The following is a 16552-nucleotide window of genomic DNA, read 5'->3' on the forward strand; positions in this document are numbered from 1 at the left end:
TTCGGGGAAGCCTGAAACGGTGACCCGGCCCCGCTCGCGCTGAGCGTGGTCCGCGCGCCTGCATCACGCTCCCGTTGCATCCTCGAAGGCAGGCTGGTGCCACTGCCGGATGAGGAATCACGATGGTTTCAGCGGTGCGATGGCGGCGGCGTCTGCTGTGGCTGGGCCTGGGCGTGCTTGCCACGTGCCTGGCGGGCATAGTGCTGCTCAACCTGTGGCCGCACACGCGCGGCCTGCAGCAGCGGATAGGCCACGTCAGCGCGGTGGAGAGCGTGCAGTTCCGGCGCGAGATGGGCGCGCTGCTGGGCACCGGCGTCAGCACGGGCAATGCGGTGCAGGACTTCCAGAATGGCGCGGAGATCTTCCCCGCGATGCTGGCGTCGATTCACGCGGCACGGCACAGCATCAATCTGGAAACCTACATCTACTGGTCCGGCAACGTCTCGAAGGAGTTCGTTGCCGCGCTGACGGAACGGGCGCGGGCGGGCGTGAAGGTGCGCGTACTGGCCGACTGGGTCGGCTCCACCCGGATGAAGCAGGAGGTGGTCGACGCGCTGCGCGCCGGCGGGGTGCGCTTCGAGTACTTCCATCCGCTGAGCTGGTACGCGATCGACCGCGTCAACAACCGCACCCATCGCAAGCTGATGGTGGTCGACGGGAAGGTGGCGTTCAACGGCGGCGTCGGCATCGCCGACGCCTGGGACGGCGACGGCACCCAGCCCGATCACTGGCGCGACATGCAGTTCCGCGTGGAGGGCCCGGCGGCGGCGCAGATGCAGGCGATCTTCGGCAGCAACTGGCTCGCCACCACCGGCGAGGTCCTGCTTGGTCCGGACTACTACCCCGACATTCCCGCTGGCGGCGACCTCGACGTGCAGGCTTACGCCAGCTCGCCCCAAGGCGGCAGCCAGAACATGCAGCTGATGTACCTGATGGCGATCAACGGCGCGCGGCGCAGCATCGACCTGGAATGCGCGTATTTCGTGCCCGACGAGCTCACCCTGACCGCGTTGCGCGATGCGCTGGCCAGGGGCGTGCGCGTGCGCCTGGTGGTGCCCGGACCCCACGTGGACAGCGCGGTGGTGCGCGATGCCTCGCAGGCGCAGTGGGGCGCCATGCTGCAGGCCGGTGCGCGGATGTACCGCTACCAGCCGTCGCTGTTCCACAACAAGCTGATGGTGGTGGACGGCTATCTGACCATCGCCGGCTCGGCCAACTTCGACAACCGTTCGTTCCAGCTCAACGACGAATCCAACATCGCGATCTATGACCATGCGTTTGCCGCGCACATGATCGACGTCATCGAGCAGGACCTGGCGCGCTCGCAGGAACTGACCCTGCCGCAATGGCGCGCCCGGCCATGGCGCCAGCGCGCCTCGGACTGGTTGTCCTCGACCATGTCGGCACAGCTGTAGCAGCGATCGCCCAGGCGGGATCGGAACCGGAACGCGGAAGAACGACATGTCCCTGTCAAGCAAGCTCGGCCCGCGCGACCACGAAAACCTGGCCCGGGTGGCACAGGGGCAGGCCGCCATGGTGGACGAGGCCGGCGTGGAACGCCTGATCGCCGCGGGTCTGGTCCTGCACATGGCCGCCAGCGAAGTCGCCCCCGCCTCCTTCCAGCTGACCCCTGCCGGCCTGGCGTTGATCCGCTCCAGCGACCAGTGAATTGACGCATCCGTTGCGAAAGAGTCCGGGGGTCGGCCGCTCTAGATGCTGGCGTCGTAGGGCTTTCCGGCCCGGCAATTCTCGACCGCGTGCGCGTCGATCTTCGCGTAGGGCTGCAGCGTCACCACCGATCGCACCATGCGATCCTGGCTCTGCCGCACCCTGTCCAGCAGCTGGCAGAACGGCGGCGAATGCACCATGGCTTCGGCCTGCCGGCCGATTTTTTCCCCGGCCTCGTCGCCCCGGCCGATCAGCGATGCAAGGAGCACCCGGCTCATGGCGTGATCGGTGATGCGTGCGGTGCCGGAGAGGGTCAGGTCCACCAGTTCGATCACGGCGGCGCGGTAGTCGCGGGTCAGCGCACGTTGTCCGGCGGTCAGCGACAGCTGATCCGTGCCGACCTTCACCGCGCCGGAAGCGTTGATGCTCACCTCCGGCAGATTCTTCGCGCTCATGCTGACGGGATCGCTGTGCAGCGCAGCGCGCTCGGCCTCGATCTCGCGGGTGGCCGCGCCGGAGCAGCCGGCGACCAGCAGGGCCAGCGCTGCGAGGGCGACCGTCGACGGGAGGAATCGTTTTGGTCGGTTCATCGGTGCATTTTCCTTGACTGTCAGCCAGCCGGCGGTCGCCATGGATGGTGGATGTGAGGTGGACGCCGGCAGCGTGTGTGAGTGCGTTCAATCTAGTCCCGACGTGCAGCCATTCCCACCCGACTCTTGGCACACGGGCCGCGCCTGGTGCGCCGGAAACTGCAGGAGTGGCGTGACGGCATCCGGCAGACGGCGTGCGCCGAGCCGGAGCGCGTTGGTTGCTTTGCTATGCTCCGTTCGATCGAAAAGCCGGAGCTGCGATGTTCGGATGGGCGACAATCCTGTGCGCGGTGACGCTGGCGCTGAGTGGTGCCGGTGCCGCAGCGGCGCCCGTGCAGGTGAAGGTCACCGGGACCTATCCTGCCGGTGACGTGGTTGTGCTGGGCCGCGACCAGAATTTCTACCTGCACCTCGACTACCGCAGCGACCAGCCCGTGAAGATCTGGGCGCGGCCGTACTTCGAAGGCAAGCCGGCGCACGCCGGCAGCAATCCGTCGCGACGCTATCCGGCAGGCAGCGGCGAAGCGCTGGGATGGTTCTTCCTGTCCAGTCCGGGCGCGCGCGTGGACGAAGTGCGGATCAGCGCGGGCGATGGATCGTTCGGCGGCACCCGCGTCGTGGCCGTCTATCCGGTGTCGGTGACCGGCAGCGCCGAAGTCGCGCAGGAGGCGCCGGCGCCGGCGTGGATCGGCACGCTCGAAGCCGCCGACAAGGCGGCACAGCGCGCCGACCGGGAGAAGCAGATGAGGACCGTGCCGAGCGCCGGTGACGTCGCGCTGTTCAGCGGTTTCATGCTGGCGATGTGCCTGTTGGGCGTGCTGGGTTTCGCCGCGCCGCTGTGGGGCCTGTGGCGATGGCGCCGGCACTGGCGATGGGCCGCGGCCTTGCCCCTGCTGGGGATGGCCTTCGTGGTGTTGCGCGTCTTGCTGGACACCGTTCGCGATCCCACCTCGCACAACCTCTGGCCATTCGAGATCGTGCTGTGGGGTGCGATGAGTGTCGGGTGGATGCTGGTGCTGGCCCTGGCGCGCCGGTTGACCGGGGCGGGGCGGGCCTGACGTTGCGCGTTTCGTGTCGGGCAAGGCAACCAGGCCGGCATTGCGTCTGGGTGATCGCCCTTGCCCGAAGGCGCCGGAAGCTTCTGCGATACTGCATTTCGCACGCGCGCTCGACGACCTGCAGGCGTCGCCGGGCCGCTCGCTTTCGACATCCTCGCAGTTCATCGGCCGGTCGGACGAAGATGTGGCAGGTTCCGCTCCTCTGCACGGGAAATGCATCATGAGAATCGCGTTCATCGTCTGGCTTGGCGCCTTCGCCTGGTGTGGCTTCCCTGCCGACGCCAGCGCGGCCACGGCCGGCTCGGCCGCGCGACAGACGGTCCGGATTGCGATGTACGGCGACAGCACGATGCTGGGCACGACCCGGAAGAACGGCACGTACACGGTGACCCCGCGCAATGCGGTCAGCCAGCTCGACGCGATGCTCACGGCGGCCGGTTACAAGGTGGAGCTTTCCAATCACGGGGTGAACATGATCATCACCGACGACCTGCTCGATGGCACCCATGGCGTGCCGCGCTCGTGGATCGCCGAGATGAAGTCGAGCAAGGCCGACATCGTGGTGATCAACACCGGGTTGAACGACGCCGCGCTTGCCCGCACCGGATGGGACGACATGGCCCATGTGAAAACACGCTGGACGCAACTGGTGAAGATTGCCATCGCGCACGGAAAGACGGTCTTCGTCGAGACTCCCAACCCCTGCACCGACAGCACCACCGACGCCATCGTCGCCCGGATCGCGGATGCGCAGGCGGCGATCGTGAAAGAGAACCCGGGCACCCACCTGATCGATCAGTACCACGAGATCCGGCGCGGCATGCCGACCTGGGCCGCCCACTTGCCGGACGGGATACATCCGGACGACACGCTTTACACGTTCAAGGCTGCGGTCGAGGCCCGGGCGCTGATTCCCGTGCTGCCTCCGCTTTAGCCGTCCGATGAATCACCGGATGCGCGCGGACGTCTGCTCCCGGCTCCCGTCCCCATGTCGCGAGGCAAGACGATGTCCCTGAAATCCGACTTCGAACTGATGGCCCGCTACAACCAGTGGATGAATGCACGCCTGCATGCGGCGGCAGCGAACCTGGACGAGGCGGAGTTGCGGGCGGATCGGGGGGCCTTCTTCGGTTCGATCCTGGCCACGCTGGCGCACATCCTGGCCGCCGACATGCACTGGCTGAAGCGCTTCGCGCTGGCGATGCCGGAGCTCGCCTCGCTGGAACCCGTACGCGCCGCGCCGCTGCCGGCGCTGGTCCGCGGCATCACGTTTCCCGACTTCGCCACGCTGCGCGCCGATCGCGAGGCGCTGGACGAGGTCATCATCGCGTTCACCGCCGAAGCCACCGACGAGCTGTACGCGCAGCCGCTGGGCTATCTCGACAGCGCCGGCGAAAGGCACCTCAAGACCAGCGCCCTAGTGCTGCGCCATGTGTTCAACCATCAGACCCACCATCGTGGTCAGGTCACCACCTTGTTCAGCCAGCTCGGCATCGACGTCGGCGTGACCGACCTCTCCGCATTGATTCCGGAGTGCGGGGCCTGAGCTCCTGCGTCACGGAGCGCAAACGGCCCGCGTGGCGTCAGGCCTCGCACTCCGGCAGCGGATCGCCGTTGTCGGCACAGGTTGCGGGCGAATGGAAATGGACGGTGGACAGCGGCGGGTCTCCGCCGGCGCGGATCTCGTGGGCCTCGCCAGGTTCGATCACCCGCAGCGTGCCGGCTCAGGGCAGCATGCGCACCTTCGGTTCGCGCGCCCATTGCCGGGTCCTGGCCAGGACCACGAAGTCGCGGGCGTCGGCCGCATCCACCACGCCGGCGTCGCGTCTCACGCCAGCGGCCTTCAGCAGCCGCTGCGCGCCGGCGTCGGCGGCGATGGCCTTCAGGTGCACGAAGGCGTCGCTGACGAAGTCGCGCGCAGCGGACTCGGCGGTGAGCTGCTTGGCGGCGGCTTCACTCAACACGATCGCCACGGCGTCGAAGAAGACCGAGGGCGTGCCGGCGAGCTGGCCATCGGCCGGCATCTTCCTGCCGTCGGACAGGATGGCGCCGCCGACTTTCGGTGCCACGATCCTGACCGCCGCGCCGGCAGCCACGATGACCTTGCGCAAGGCCTTGACGGTGGCAGCGTCGGAGCCGTCGTGGATCAGGATGCCGACCAGCCGCCCCTTCAGGGTGTCCTTCATCTTGCCGATGGTCTGCAGCGCCGGCGACAGGGGGAGGTCGACCGGCGCCACCCTGGCCGGCGGGGCGGGCGGCATCGGCGACAGCGCCAGCCCTGCGGCGACGCGGGCCGCAAGGCCTTCGTCGACGTGGCGCAGGTGGCCGACCACGGCGGCACGCACGTGCGGGGTCTCCACTCGGGACAGTTCGAACACGAACGCACTGGCGACATGCGCCTGCTCGGGCTGGCTCTGCGAGCGATAGAACCGCCGCGCCTGGCTGTAGTGGTCGGCAAACGACTCGGCCCGGATGCGTCCCTTGCGGCCGGGCTCGGCCGGCTCGGCCCCGTGTTGGAAGCCACGGGGCGTTTCGCGGGGGCTGCTGTCGGAGAGCGAGTTGGGTTCGTAGCTCACGCGGCCGGGCGGCGATTGCATCTGCATCTGCGCATCGCGCTGCAGGTTGGCGAACGGGCACTTCGGCGCGTTGATCGGCAACTGGTGGAAGTTGGGCGTTCCCAGCCGCGACAGTTGCGTGTCGAGATAGGAGAACAGCCGGCCCTGCAGCAGCGGGTCATCGGAGAAGTCGATGCCGGGCACCAGGTGCGATGGACAGAACGCCACCTGCTCGGTCTCGGCGAAGAAGTTGTCCGGCCAGCGATCCAGCACCATGCGGCCGATGACGGTCAGCGGCACCAGTTCTTCCGGAATCAGCTTGGTGGCATCGAGATGGTCGAACGGGAAGGTGTCGGCCTGCTCCTGGGTGAACAGCTGCACCGCCAGTTCCCACTCGGGGAAGTCGCCGCGCTGGATGGCCTCGAACAGGTCGCGCCGGTGGTAGTCCGGATCGGCGCCGGTGATCTTGACGGTTTCGTCCCACACCGTGGCCTGCACGCCCAGCTTCGGCCGCCAGTGGAACTTCACGAAGCTGGTGCTGCCGTCGGCGGCCAGCAGGCGGAAGCTGTGGATCATGAAGCCCTCGATCATGCGCAACGAGCGCGGGATGCCGCGATCGGACATCAGCCACGTCACCGCGTGCAGCGTTTCGGGCGTCAGCGAGACGAAATCCCAGAAGGTGTCATGCGCGCTGGCCGCCTGCGGATAGCCGCGATCCGGCTCCATCTTCAGCGCGTGCACCAGGTCCGGAAACTTCATCGCGTCTTGGATGAAGAACGGCGCGAAATTGATCCCGACCAGATCCCAATTGCCCTCGCTGGTGTAGATCTTCGTCGCGATGCCACGGGCGTCGCGCGGCGTGTCGATCGAACCGGCGCCGCCGGCCACGGTGGAGAAGCGGGTAAACAGCGGGGTCTTCCTGCCGACTTCGGTGAGGATCTTCGCGGTGGTGTACCTGCCCAGCGACCGGTTCAGTTCGAAGTAGCCATGCGCCGCCGAGCCGCGCGCGTGCACGATGCGTTCGGGAATGCGCTCGTGATCGAAGTGGGTGATCTTCTCGCGCAGGATGAAGTCTTCCAGCAGGGTCGGGCCACGCGGTGAGGGGCGCAGCGAGTTCTGGTCGTCGCTGAGCGGCACGCCCTGGTTGGTGGTCATGGGCGGATGCGCAGCGCCGGCAAGCTGGTGCAATTCGTCGGCGTTGCCACGCGTTTCGCTGGCGGTGGTCGCGGACGCTGGGGTGCGTGAGCGCGAGGCGGGTTTTGCCCTGGTGGCCATGGCGTACTCCGGTGCGGGGGAGCACCCAGCCTGTGCCGGGCGCGGTGAAGTGGCGGTGAGGCAGCCGGCCTCGTCCCCGCTGCCGCGGGCTGTGCGGCACCATGCGGCACGTGCCCGTCGACGCAGCGCATACGCATGCAGTGGCAGCGTGTGGCCGAGACCGGAGGGTACGCATGGGCAACGACGCCAGTAGGAAATGCGCGACCGCAAATCGCGGTCACGTGCTGTGGCTGGGTGCGTACGTGGTCCTGCTGCTGGTACTGGCGGCGATCCGTTACGTGCTTTGGCTGGACCTCGTGCCACTGGCGCCGCGCTATGTTCCGCCGCTGCGCCGGATCGTGGTCGGCTTGATGGCTATCGTGCTGATCCTGGCGGCGGCGCGACTGATCCGCGCCAGGGCGATCGACCGGATCGCGAATGCGGCGACCCGCTACAACCTGCAGCGCATCGCGGGGCTGGTGGTGTTCGTGCTGATTGCGCTGATCGTCGTCTCGATGCTGTTCGCGAACTGGTACGCGGCAGTGGCATCGCTGGGACTGATCTCGCTGGTGCTGGGTTTTGCGCTGCAGACGCCGATCACCAGTTTCATCGGCTGGATCTACATCCTGGCGCGCCGGCCGTATCGGGTGGGCGATCGCATCAGCATCGGCGAAGCCACCGGCGACGTGATCGAGGTGACTTATCTGGACACCACGCTGTGGGAGGTGGGTGGGCCGTATGTCTCCAGCAGCCACCCCAGCGGTCGGCTGGTCAAGTTTCCCAATGCCAACGTGCTGACCAGCGCCGTCTACAATTTCTCGTGGGAGATGTTTCCCTACATCTGGGACGAGATCTCGTTCCAGATTGCCTACGACAGCGACCTCGCCTTCGTCAGCGAGGTGATGCAGCAGGCGGCGGAAAGGGAACTGGGCGAGGCGATGATCCGGCGCGTGCGCACGTATCGCGACATCCTGGCCAGGACGCCGGTCGACGAGGTGGAAGTGAAGGAACGGCCCGCGGTGCTGTTCAGGGTCAATGCCAATACCTGGATCGACGCCCGGGTGCGCTACCTGGTCGACCCGAAACACGCCGGCAGCGTCAAGTCGCGCCTGCTGCTGGTGATGTTGCAGCAACTCAATACCCAGCCGGACCGCGTGCGTTTTCCCAGGGGCGACAGCCGCTGAGCCGGGTCTTCAGTGTTCCACGAAGCGCTGCAGCCGCGACAACGCGCCGGACCATTCGGCGTTGATCGCATCCAGCGCATTGCGCGCCTCGTCCAGTCGCGACGGTGCGAACGCCCACAGCCGTTCGCGGCCGCGCCACAGGTCATGCACCAGGCCGGCTTCGGCCAGTACGGTCAGGTGCCGGGTGACGGCCTGGCGGGTGATGGTGGTGCCGGCGGTGAGTTGGGCGATCGACATCGCGCTGCCCGCGCACAGCGTCGCGACCAGGCGCAGTCGCGTGGCATCGCCCAGCGCGGCGAAGATCGGCGCGCTCCTGGCCAGTGCCGCCGTTCGACGGGTGCGATCAGTGCGCGGCGACATAGCGGGCGATGTTGCTCATCTGCATGGTCCAGCCGCCCTCGTTCGCGCGAAGCGCGTCGGCGCGGCGTGCCGGCGGCAGGCGGTCGAAACCCGACTCGGCAAGTCGCAGCAAGGTGCCGTGCTCGACGACCTCAAGCTCGAAGGTGACCAGCGTGGTCGGCTCCTGCTCGTAGTCGGTGTCGTGGTCGACCGCGTAGGGATGCCAGCGCCAGGCGAACACCCGCATCGGCTCGACGCGCTCGATCAGCAGCCTGAATGGTGTGCCGGCGTGGGGCTCCTGCAGCCTGGCCACCTCGGGGTCGACCTGGGTCGGCACGATCCTGCCGGTGACCGGCTGGCCAACCACGAACGGTCCGTCGAAGGCCATGCCGAACCAAGCGCCGAACGCGTCCGGGTCGATCAGCGCGTGCCACACGCGCTCCAGCGGTGCGTGCAGCAGGATCTGTTGCTCGATGCGATCGGTCGATGTGTTCATGGAACTGCCTCGATATCATGCAACACGGTAGTTGCATGATGATCCGCCGCTTTCGCACATGCAACACCCAAGTTGCATGTTGGCAGGCCCGGATCGGCGCGGCTACCCGCCGAACTCGCTGGCCGCCACGGCCAGACCCGAAACCACGCCCAGCGAAGGATCGCCGTGCACCAGCGGAATTTCCGGGAAGCAGGCCTGCACGCGGGCGCTGATCCGCGGCGAGCGCGAGGTGCCACCGGTGAGGAAGACGCTGGCGGGCAGTTCGTCCAGGTCGCCGCGCACGCGCTCCAGCGTGCGTTCGAGCTGGCCAAGGAAGGGTTCGATGGCCGCGTCGAAATCCTCCCTTCCGGCATCGACGGCGAGACCGGGTTCGACGAAGTCGAGCTGGACCCGATGGCCGGGCGCCTTGCTCAGGACGATCTTGGTGCGTTCGGCCAGCTGGTTGAGGCGCGTGGTGGCGCCGGGTTCCTGCAGGGCGCGCAGGCGCGTGCCGTAAGGCTCGTCCACCAGGCGATAGTCCTGCCGGCGGAATTCGCGCTGCTTGGGCAGGTTGTGCACGCTGGCCGCCTCGACGAACTGGTGCTGCGGGATGCGCACGCTGTCCTTGCCCAGCAGCGGCATGAAGCTGTGCAGGCTGAGGTTGACGTCCAGATCGGTGCCGCCCTTGGGCAGGCCCCAGCTGCGCGCGATGCGCGGCGCCGCGCCGGCACCGAGTTCGGCATGCGCCACGTCGGTGGTGCCGCCGCCGATGTCGACGATCAGCGCGTGCTGCCGCGCGTCGAGGCTCCGGTGATAGTGCATGGCCGCCGCGGCCGGCTCTTCCAGGAAGCTCACCTCGTCGAAGCCGGCCAGGCCGGCCGCTTCGCGCAGGATCTCGATCGCCTGCTGCGAGCCCTGCGCCCCCATCGAACTGCGGAACTCCACCGGACGCCCGATCACCGCGCCGCGCACCGGCACGCCGAACTGGCGGCTGGCGCAAAGCCTGATGTGCTCGAGGATGTGCGTGGCGATGTGCACGATCACCTTGCGCACCTGCGGGTCCAGTCGATAGCCGAACATCGACTTGGGCGACTCGATCAGGTTGCCGCCACCGCTGTCCAGGTAGCCTTCCACCGCCTCTTCGCCGAACAGCGCGTGCTGGAAGCTGGCGACCGAGGCGGTGGCCTCGCGGGTCTGCTGCTCCATCCACTGCCGGCGCACCACGCGCAAGGCCTCGCGCTGCAGGTCAGCTTCGCTGCGCGCCACCGGCAGCTGGCCGCGGGCCGCGGCAGCCGATGCCATCTCGCGCTGGCGGGTGCGCGCCAGGCGCAGCTCGATTTGCAGCTGCGCCTGCAGATCCGGCGTCAGCTGGAAGTCCGCCGGGTCGGGCACCAGCTCGGGGAAATACACCGCGGTGCGGAACTGCTCGGTGTCGCCGAAGCGCACCAGCTGCAGTTCGCCGTCGATGATGGCGCCTGCCGCCGAATAGCTGGTGCCGAAGTCGATACCGATAAGCATGGAAGTCACGGGATGTCTGATCGCGACCGCGCAGTATGAGGGCGTGCGGTCGACAACCCAAACATCGAACGCCGGGTGGAGGCGGTCACGGCTTCCCATCCTGCCGCTTGCCGATCGTCGCCGCGCCTCGCGAGAATGGCCGTCTCGCCATGGAGCGGTGCAGGTCACGCGATGTTGCAACTGGTCAATCTTCTTCTGGTGATTTCCGGCGTGATCGCCGTGGGCAGCGGCCTGGTCTGGTGGCGCAACCAGCCGGCTCTGGCGCTGTTGCTGCTGGTGTCCGGCGTTGCGCTGATCACCTTGGCGTACTTCAGCGACCGTGGAGGCGAGCGGCGCGCGGAGCAGCGCAAGCGCGCCGCGATCCGGCAACGCATCGACGAGTTTGCGCGCAGGCCGGCCGGTTCGTCGCAGACGCTGCGGCTGGGTGGCGGACTTCGCAACATCCTTGCCGGCCTGTTGCTGACCCTGCTCGGCCTCGCGGTCGCGGTCATGGCGTCGGCCGATCTCAGGCACGACGTGATCCCGTTGATCCTCGGTGTGCTGCTGGTGCCCGTGGGCCTGCTGCTCCTGTTGCGTGCGCTGGCCGGCGTGGGGCAGCCCGCGCTGGAGCTGGACAGCGTCGGCTTTGCCACTGCACTGACCGGACGCATTCCCTGGCGCGAAGTGTCCGGCATCTGCCTGCGCACGGTGACGCAGCGCAACGGCAGTGAAAGCTTCTTCCTGATGTTTCGCGTGCAGCGGTTCGCGCGCGTGGCGCCGCGCATCCACTGGACCGAGCGTCTGCTCGCGGTGTTCCGTCTCGGAGCCCTGGCCAGGGGTGTGGTCAACGTGAGCCTGCCGTCGAAAAAGGACCCGCCGGCGGCGGTGTACGCACTGGCCCGGCAGTTGTGGAAGCAGTCGACCGGCAACGACTACGAATGGAGCCCGTTGCAGTCGGACGCCTGCAACGAGGCGATGAAGCGGGCCGGTGCCCTTGCCGCGCGCCTGGACGAGCCGGGTGCGATGGAGGCCGCGCTGGCCCATCCGGAGCAGATGGAACAGGCGATGGCGCAGATGGATGCCGACATGACCCTGATCGCCGCCGAGCACAGGCGCCAGGCGAAGAAGCAGCGCTGGATGCTGGCGCTGTTCCTGCCGCTGATCGTGTTGCTGCTGGCGTGGCCGTGGATCATGCGCCTGTTCGCGCGCTAGGTCGGGCCAGCTGATTGCCGGGCGTCGCCCCGGCAATCATCGGTTTCCCTGCTTACATCCCCGGCGACGGACTGACCGTCATCTGGGCGCGCGCCTCGCCTTTCGGGTGTGCCTTGGTATGCAGGTTCACGTAGCTCAGTCCGTTGAGCAGGGCAGACTGGGTCGCGGCATCGATGGTCACGCTGTTGCTCATGCCGCTCCGGTACGGGCCGGGAATCAGCTGCATCACGCCCGCGGCCACGTCCGGACCGGCCGGACCGTGGAAGTGCGCGATGGTGACCGGTCCACTCAGGCCCTGATAGTCGATCGTGTACCTGAGCTGGTGGGTCACCGTGTCCAGGGTGGCGCTGACGTGCCCGCTGGGCTGGTTGGTGGCGCCGTTCTCGCCGGCGAAATCGCCGCTCAGCGAGACGTCCTTCGCGGCGGCGGCGGTCGAGAATGCCAGCAGCGTGGCGGCGGCCAGTGGCAGGATCTTGCGCAGTGTCTGGTGCATGGTCGGTTCCTCCGGTAGTCGATGGCGCGGACTGTGCCCGGCAGGCCGGGCGGCTTGAACGGGTGTCTTCCATGGCGGTCGAATCACCGCCCACGGTGGCCCGCTGCGTGTGTAGGCGGCGACAACGGCCGGCCGGGTGCGATTCCCCGCTGCAAAGGCGAGCGAATCACGGAACCTTGCTGTGGTCCGGTCGATACTCGGGCCAGGCCTTTTGAGAGAGATGGCATGCCCGCTCCGGTTTCTGCCGATGAAGCGCAACGACTGGCCCGCCTGCACGCACTGTCCGTGCTGGATACCGGGGCCGAACCGCTGTTTGACGCACTGACCCGCAGCGCGGCCCTGGTCACCGGCGCGCCGATGGCGGTGCTTGCCCTGGTCGACGGGGAGCGGCAGTGGTTCAAGTCCCGGGTCGGGCTCGACGGGCCGAACGGGACGCCGCGCCCCAGCAGCTTCAGCGCGCACACGATTCTGGCCGAGGGGTTGATGGAAGTGGCCGATGCGCAGGCCGATCCGCGCTTTGTCGACGATCCGCTGGTCACCGGCAACCCCCACGTGCGCTTCCATGCCGGCGCGCCGGTGCAGTTCGGCGATGGCCTGCGCGTGGGCGCGTTGTGCGTATTCGATCGCGAACCCCGCTCGCTCGACGAAACGCAGCGCCAGGCCCTGCTGTCGTTGGCGCTGGTCGCGAGCGAGGCGCTGGAGCTGCGCATGCTGGTGCTGGAGCACCATCCCGCCGTGACCGCGTCGGCCCGGCCGGGCAGCGACGAGGCTGCCCGGCTGAGCCAGAAACTGCGCGCCAGCGAGGCCTTCCTCGACCGCACCGGCCGTCTTGCCGGGGTGGGTGGATGGCAGGTCGATCTGGACACCGACGAAGTGCAGTGGACCGACGAGACCTGCCGCATCCATGAAGTGCCGGCCGGTTACCGACCCACCTTGCAGGAGGCGCTGGCGTTCTACCCGCCGAAGGCGCGCGAGGCGATTTCCGCGGCGATGGCCAAGGGCACCGCCGATCGCACGGGCTGGGACCTGGAATCGCCGCTGGTGACCGCGACCGGCCGCAAGATCTGGGTACGCACGATCGGCAGCATCGTGTTCGACGACGATGGCCGGCCGGTGCGCCTGGTCGGCGCCATCCAGGACGTGAGCATCCGCCGGCGCGTGGTCACCGCGCTGGAAGCCAGCGACCGCCGTTTCCGGAAGCTGTTCGAGTACAGCCTGGGGCTGATCTGCACCCACGATTACGAGGGCGTGCTGCTGTCGGTGAATCCTGCCGCGGCGCGTTCGCTGGGCTACTCGGTCGGCGAACTGCTGGGGCGCCCGCTGACCGACTTCATGCGGCCGGAGCGCCACGCGGCATTTCGTGCCTACCTGTTGCGGATGTTCCGCAGCGATCGCGACGAAGGCGTGCTGGAACTGGTGGCGAAGGACGGCACGCTGCGCGTCTGGCAATACCAGAACATGCTGGACGACGAGGACGAGGACCCCTACGTGCTGGGCCACGCGCAGGACATCACCGAAAAGCACCAGCAGGCGTTGAACCTGCACGAGATGTCGGTGCGCGACCCGCTGACCGGCTGCTACAACCGCCGTTTCCTCGATGATGTCGCCCGGCGAAGCGCGCACGGCCGCTGGGGTTGCGTGGTCATCGATCTGGATCACTTCAAGCAGGTCAACGACACCTATGGCCACCAGCGCGGCGACGAGGTGCTGGTGGCCATGGCGCACTTCCTGTCACGCCACGTCCGGCCCGGCGATGCGGTGATCAGGCTGGGTGGCGACGAATTCATGGTGCTGCTGGAAGACGCTGCCGACGGCGTGGTCGAAAGCGTGGTGTCGCGCATCGAGCAGGATCGCGCCGATGCGCCGATCGCGTTTACCCTCGGCTGGTCCCTCTTCGGCCAGGAAACCACGCTGGAGCAGGGCATGGCCGAAGCCGACCACCAGCTGTACCGCAAGCGCGAGACGCGGGGAAAGGCGGGGCGGAACTGATCGCTGTTCGGCAAGCGCATCCGCCCCGCAACGCGAACTAGCCCGCCGTGGCGTTGTAGAACTGACGGGCGCGCTCACGTTCGGCGGCGGTGGGCGTGTACTCGGTCCATGGATCGGCGGCATTCATCTTGTAGCGGATGACGCCCTTGTCGATATCGATGTCGTAGAACGGGAACGCACCGCGCAGGTTGAACATCGTCGCCGGCGCGAAGAACAGGATGTCCATGGCCAGGCGGCCACCGTGGAAGCGCAGCGGCAGGATGCCGTAGAACGGATCGCTGCCCGGCGCGACGGCCTTGAATTCATAGTTGCCGAAGCTGGTGTCCTTGAGCTTCAGCGTCGAGGGCACCTCCGGCACGGTGTGCTTCAGCGAAAGTCGCGTCTGCTCGTGGTTCGAGCTGATGGTCGTCATGGTGGTGCAGGCAGCCAGCGCCGCCGTCAGGCACAGTGTGCCCGCAGTCCTTGCTATCGTGTTCATGGATTCCCCTGTGGATGCGTTCCGTTGAGTCGGCACGCCCGTGCAGTCTAGCCGCCCGGATCGCGGGGACTCCATGCCGAAGGAACAGCGCCGCCGGCGGTGGTCTTCCGGCCGATGGCCCGGATCTATACTGCGAGGCGACTGCCGGCCACGCGGGCGGCCGAATCCGGAGAATCGCCATGGCTTCCTTCCCGTTGTCGCGCCTGTCGTGCCTTGCCCTGCTTGCGTTCTCCGCGATGGCCGCCCAGGCGGCGCAACCACCGGACGATGTCAGCGTGCATTACCGCGACCCTGCGCACTTCACCGAGGCGAAGCGCAGTTTCGGAGTGAACGCGAACAATGCCGACGCCTACCTGAAGCCGCTCAAGGCTTACATCGCGCAGCGTGCGGCCCGCATCCTGGCGCCCGGCCAGCGGCTCGACGTCGAGGTGACTGACGTCGATCTTGCCGGAGAGTACGAGCCCTGGCGGGGACCGAACTTCAACAACGTGCGCATCGTCAAGGACATCTACCCGCCGCGCATCGATCTGGATTTCACCCTGTACGGCGCCGACGGCAAGCCGCTGCGCAGCGGCAGTCGCAGCCTGCGTGACCTGGCCTTCATGGCCCGCGCGAGCGTCGTCGACCAGGACAGCTTGCGCTACGAGAAGGCGCTGATCGACCGCTGGCTGCGCAAGGGCGCGGCGGGGCTCTGATTCCGGGCTGGTGATAAAGTGCCGGGGATCTCGACAGCCAGCGGAGCAAGCAGCGCGATGAACCATCCGACCTCCCATCCGATCGGCACCCCGGGCGTGCGCTGGGGCGACGCCGAGGTCGCGCAGTGGCGTGAGAGCCAGGCGGTGAGGCGGGGCTATCAGGCCGAAGTCGTCAGCGTGATCGACAGGCTGCGCCCGCGTTTCGACGTGGCGGAATACGGCCGCCTGGAGTACCCGCCGGCCAGCTATCCGCTGTTCGTCCTGCGCAATCGCGACTGGAACGATGCGCTGCCCATCATGCTGGTGACCGGCGGCGTGCATGGCTACGAAACCAGCGGCGTGCACGGCGCCCTGCTTTTCCTCGACCGCCACGCGGCGCAGTACGCCGGGCGGGCCAACCTGGTGGTGGCGCCCTGCGTGAGCCCGTGGGCGTACGAGCGCATCCACCGCTGGAATCCCGACGCGCTGGACCCGAACCGCTCGTTCCGCGAGAACAGCCCGGCGCCCGAATCGGCGGCGCTGATGCGCATGGTGGCGCCGTTGCGCGATCGCGTGCTGATGCACATCGACCTGCACGAAACCACCGACAGCGACGAGTCCGAGTTCCGCCCCGCGCTGGCCGCGCGCGACGGCTTGCCGCACGAGCCGGGCGAAATCCCCGACGGCTTCTACCTGGTCGACGATACGGCGCATCCGCAGCCGGCGTTCCAGCGTTCGATCATCGAGGCGGTGGCGAAGGTCACGCATATCGCGCCGGCCGACGAACACGGCGAGATCATCGGTTCGCCGGTGGTCGCCGAAGGCGTCATCCAGTACGCGCTGCGCGAGCTGGGGCTGTGCGCGGGCATTACCGGGGCGACCTACAAGACCACCACCGAGGTCTATCCGGACAGTCCCCGGGCTACGCCGGAACAATGCAACGCCGCGCAGGCGGCGGCGGTTTGCGCCGCGATCGATTTCGCCCTGGCGCACCCGGGCTGAAAGCGCCGCGCCGGCCGGTGATCGGCGCCTGGTCGCGCCTCAGAGCCTGTGAAGAAAACCACGGTCCTGTGGTTTTCTTCTATC

18 protein-coding genes are annotated in these 16552 nt (G+C 67.8%); 10 read left to right on the forward strand and 8 right to left on the reverse strand.

Annotation, left to right across the window (positions count from 1 at the left end; translation table 11 throughout):
• Positions 1–122 precede the first annotated feature (122 nt).
• Complete coding sequence (locus UU7_RS13790; protein ID WP_007809266.1) at positions 123–1415, forward strand: phospholipase D-like domain-containing protein; 1293 nt, start codon at positions 123–125, stop codon at positions 1413–1415.
• A gap of 46 nt (positions 1416–1461) precedes the next feature.
• On the forward strand, positions 1462–1668 hold the full coding sequence (locus tag UU7_RS13795) for a hypothetical protein (RefSeq protein WP_007809268.1): 207 nt from the start codon (positions 1462–1464) through the stop codon (positions 1666–1668).
• Positions 1669–1709: 41 nt separating this feature from the next.
• Here the strand turns inward: UU7_RS13795 and UU7_RS13800 are convergent, their stop codons facing one another.
• Positions 1710–2300: a hypothetical protein gene (locus tag UU7_RS13800; protein WP_040673478.1), complete on the reverse strand. Its 591-nt coding sequence runs from the start codon at positions 2298–2300 to the stop codon at positions 1710–1712.
• A gap of 218 nt (positions 2301–2518) precedes the next feature.
• Between UU7_RS13800 and UU7_RS13805 the strand changes: the two genes are divergently transcribed.
• The 3 genes from UU7_RS13805 to UU7_RS13815 all read left to right on the forward strand — a co-directional run bounded on the left by UU7_RS13805 (position 2519) and on the right by UU7_RS13815 (position 4862).
• Positions 2519–3316 carry a hypothetical protein gene (locus tag UU7_RS13805; RefSeq protein ID WP_007809271.1) on the forward strand — a complete coding sequence of 266 codons (798 nt, stop codon included), beginning with the start codon at positions 2519–2521 and terminating at the stop codon, positions 3314–3316.
• Positions 3317–3329: 13 nt separating this feature from the next.
• Positions 3330–4250, forward strand: a complete 921-nt coding sequence (locus tag UU7_RS13810) for an SGNH/GDSL hydrolase family protein (protein WP_157582298.1) — start codon at positions 3330–3332, stop codon at positions 4248–4250.
• 72 nt (positions 4251–4322) lie between these two features.
• Positions 4323–4862 (forward strand): DinB family protein, encoded by a 540-nt coding sequence (locus UU7_RS13815; RefSeq protein WP_007809274.1) that lies wholly within the window; start codon positions 4323–4325, stop codon positions 4860–4862.
• A gap of 37 nt (positions 4863–4899) precedes the next feature.
• On the opposite strand, the gene UU7_RS19105 is transcribed toward UU7_RS13815, so the two are convergent.
• Positions 4900–5025 (reverse strand): cupin domain-containing protein, encoded by a 126-nt coding sequence (locus UU7_RS19105; RefSeq protein ID WP_274378298.1) that lies wholly within the window; start codon positions 5023–5025, stop codon positions 4900–4902.
• Between the two features lie 15 nt (positions 5026–5040).
• Positions 5041–7026, reverse strand: a complete 1986-nt coding sequence (locus UU7_RS13820) for a catalase (protein WP_425480519.1) — start codon at positions 7024–7026, stop codon at positions 5041–5043.
• 293 nt (positions 7027–7319) lie between these two features.
• Here UU7_RS13820 and UU7_RS13825 point away from each other — a divergent pair, with 293 nt between their 5' ends.
• Positions 7320–8309: a mechanosensitive ion channel family protein gene (locus UU7_RS13825; protein WP_007809276.1), complete on the forward strand. Its 990-nt coding sequence runs from the start codon at positions 7320–7322 to the stop codon at positions 8307–8309.
• A gap of 9 nt (positions 8310–8318) precedes the next feature.
• Here UU7_RS13825 and UU7_RS13830 read toward each other — a convergent pair whose 3' ends face one another.
• From UU7_RS13830 to UU7_RS13840, 3 genes are all read right to left on the reverse strand, one after another.
• On the reverse strand, positions 8319–8669 hold the full coding sequence (locus UU7_RS13830; protein WP_007809277.1) for an ArsR/SmtB family transcription factor: 351 nt from the start codon (positions 8667–8669) through the stop codon (positions 8319–8321).
• Positions 8653–9144 carry an SRPBCC family protein gene (locus tag UU7_RS13835; protein ID WP_007809278.1) on the reverse strand — a complete coding sequence of 164 codons (492 nt, stop codon included), beginning with the start codon at positions 9142–9144 and terminating at the stop codon, positions 8653–8655. The genes UU7_RS13830 and UU7_RS13835 overlap by 17 nt, the downstream gene beginning before the upstream one ends.
• A gap of 102 nt (positions 9145–9246) precedes the next feature.
• Entirely contained in the window at positions 9247–10641 is a 1395-nt protein-coding gene (locus UU7_RS13840) for an Hsp70 family protein (protein WP_007809279.1), read from the reverse strand.
• Positions 10642–10812: 171 nt separating this feature from the next.
• Here UU7_RS13840 and UU7_RS13845 point away from each other — a divergent pair, with 171 nt between their 5' ends.
• Positions 10813–11832: a hypothetical protein gene (locus UU7_RS13845; protein WP_007809280.1), complete on the forward strand. Its 1020-nt coding sequence runs from the start codon at positions 10813–10815 to the stop codon at positions 11830–11832.
• Between the two features lie 52 nt (positions 11833–11884).
• Here the strand turns inward: UU7_RS13845 and UU7_RS13850 are convergent, their stop codons facing one another.
• A complete protein-coding gene (locus UU7_RS13850) occupies positions 11885–12325 on the reverse strand; it encodes a CHRD domain-containing protein (RefSeq protein WP_007809281.1) in 441 nt (146 codons plus the stop codon).
• 225 nt (positions 12326–12550) lie between these two features.
• Here UU7_RS13850 and UU7_RS13855 point away from each other — a divergent pair, with 225 nt between their 5' ends.
• Entirely contained in the window at positions 12551–14314 is a 1764-nt protein-coding gene (locus tag UU7_RS13855; protein ID WP_007809282.1) for a sensor domain-containing diguanylate cyclase, read from the forward strand.
• A 37-nt stretch (positions 14315–14351) separates the two neighbouring features.
• On the opposite strand, the gene UU7_RS13860 is transcribed toward UU7_RS13855, so the two are convergent.
• Positions 14352–14792 (reverse strand): hypothetical protein, encoded by a 441-nt coding sequence (locus UU7_RS13860; RefSeq protein WP_007809283.1) that lies wholly within the window; start codon positions 14790–14792, stop codon positions 14352–14354.
• Between the two features lie 179 nt (positions 14793–14971).
• Between UU7_RS13860 and UU7_RS13865 the strand changes: the two genes are divergently transcribed.
• Both UU7_RS13865 and UU7_RS13870 read left to right on the forward strand, forming a co-directional pair.
• A complete protein-coding gene (locus UU7_RS13865) occupies positions 14972–15487 on the forward strand; it encodes a DUF3016 domain-containing protein (protein WP_007809284.1) in 516 nt (171 codons plus the stop codon).
• A gap of 57 nt (positions 15488–15544) precedes the next feature.
• Positions 15545–16468: a M14 family metallopeptidase gene (locus UU7_RS13870; protein WP_007809285.1), complete on the forward strand. Its 924-nt coding sequence runs from the start codon at positions 15545–15547 to the stop codon at positions 16466–16468.
• The last annotated feature ends 84 nt before the right edge of the window (positions 16469–16552 follow it).

It is taken from the genome of Rhodanobacter spathiphylli B39 (assembly GCF_000264295.1).
In the GTDB taxonomy this organism is placed as follows: domain Bacteria; phylum Pseudomonadota; class Gammaproteobacteria; order Xanthomonadales; family Rhodanobacteraceae; genus Rhodanobacter; species Rhodanobacter spathiphylli.

What these genes read in the sequence shown, in the direction of transcription:
- UU7_RS13790 (WP_007809266.1), top strand. Translation starts at nt 123, where the DNA reads ATGGTTTCAGCGGTGCGATGGCGGCGGCGTCTGCTGTGGCTGGGCCTG.
- UU7_RS13795 (WP_007809268.1), top strand. Translation starts at nt 1,462, where the DNA reads ATGTCCCTGTCAAGCAAGCTCGGCCCGCGCGACCACGAAAACCTGGCC.
- UU7_RS13800 (WP_040673478.1), bottom strand. Translation starts at nt 2,300, where the DNA reads ATGGCGACCGCCGGCTGGCTGACAGTCAAGGAAAATGCACCGATGAAC.
- UU7_RS13805 (WP_007809271.1), top strand. Translation starts at nt 2,519, where the DNA reads ATGTTCGGATGGGCGACAATCCTGTGCGCGGTGACGCTGGCGCTGAGT.
- UU7_RS13815 (WP_007809274.1), top strand. Translation starts at nt 4,323, where the DNA reads ATGTCCCTGAAATCCGACTTCGAACTGATGGCCCGCTACAACCAGTGG.
- UU7_RS13820 (WP_425480519.1), bottom strand. Translation starts at nt 7,026, where the DNA reads ATGACCACCAACCAGGGCGTGCCGCTCAGCGACGACCAGAACTCGCTG.
- UU7_RS13825 (WP_007809276.1), top strand. Translation starts at nt 7,320, where the DNA reads ATGGGCAACGACGCCAGTAGGAAATGCGCGACCGCAAATCGCGGTCAC.
- UU7_RS13830 (WP_007809277.1), bottom strand. Translation starts at nt 8,669, where the DNA reads ATGTCGCCGCGCACTGATCGCACCCGTCGAACGGCGGCACTGGCCAGG.
- UU7_RS13835 (WP_007809278.1), bottom strand. Translation starts at nt 9,144, where the DNA reads ATGAACACATCGACCGATCGCATCGAGCAACAGATCCTGCTGCACGCA.
- UU7_RS13840 (WP_007809279.1), bottom strand. Translation starts at nt 10,641, where the DNA reads ATGCTTATCGGTATCGACTTCGGCACCAGCTATTCGGCGGCAGGCGCC.
- UU7_RS13845 (WP_007809280.1), top strand. Translation starts at nt 10,813, where the DNA reads ATGTTGCAACTGGTCAATCTTCTTCTGGTGATTTCCGGCGTGATCGCC.
- UU7_RS13850 (WP_007809281.1), bottom strand. Translation starts at nt 12,325, where the DNA reads ATGCACCAGACACTGCGCAAGATCCTGCCACTGGCCGCCGCCACGCTG.
- UU7_RS13855 (WP_007809282.1), top strand. Translation starts at nt 12,551, where the DNA reads ATGCCCGCTCCGGTTTCTGCCGATGAAGCGCAACGACTGGCCCGCCTG.
- UU7_RS13860 (WP_007809283.1), bottom strand. Translation starts at nt 14,792, where the DNA reads ATGAACACGATAGCAAGGACTGCGGGCACACTGTGCCTGACGGCGGCG.
- UU7_RS13865 (WP_007809284.1), top strand. Translation starts at nt 14,972, where the DNA reads ATGGCTTCCTTCCCGTTGTCGCGCCTGTCGTGCCTTGCCCTGCTTGCG.
- UU7_RS13870 (WP_007809285.1), top strand. Translation starts at nt 15,545, where the DNA reads ATGAACCATCCGACCTCCCATCCGATCGGCACCCCGGGCGTGCGCTGG.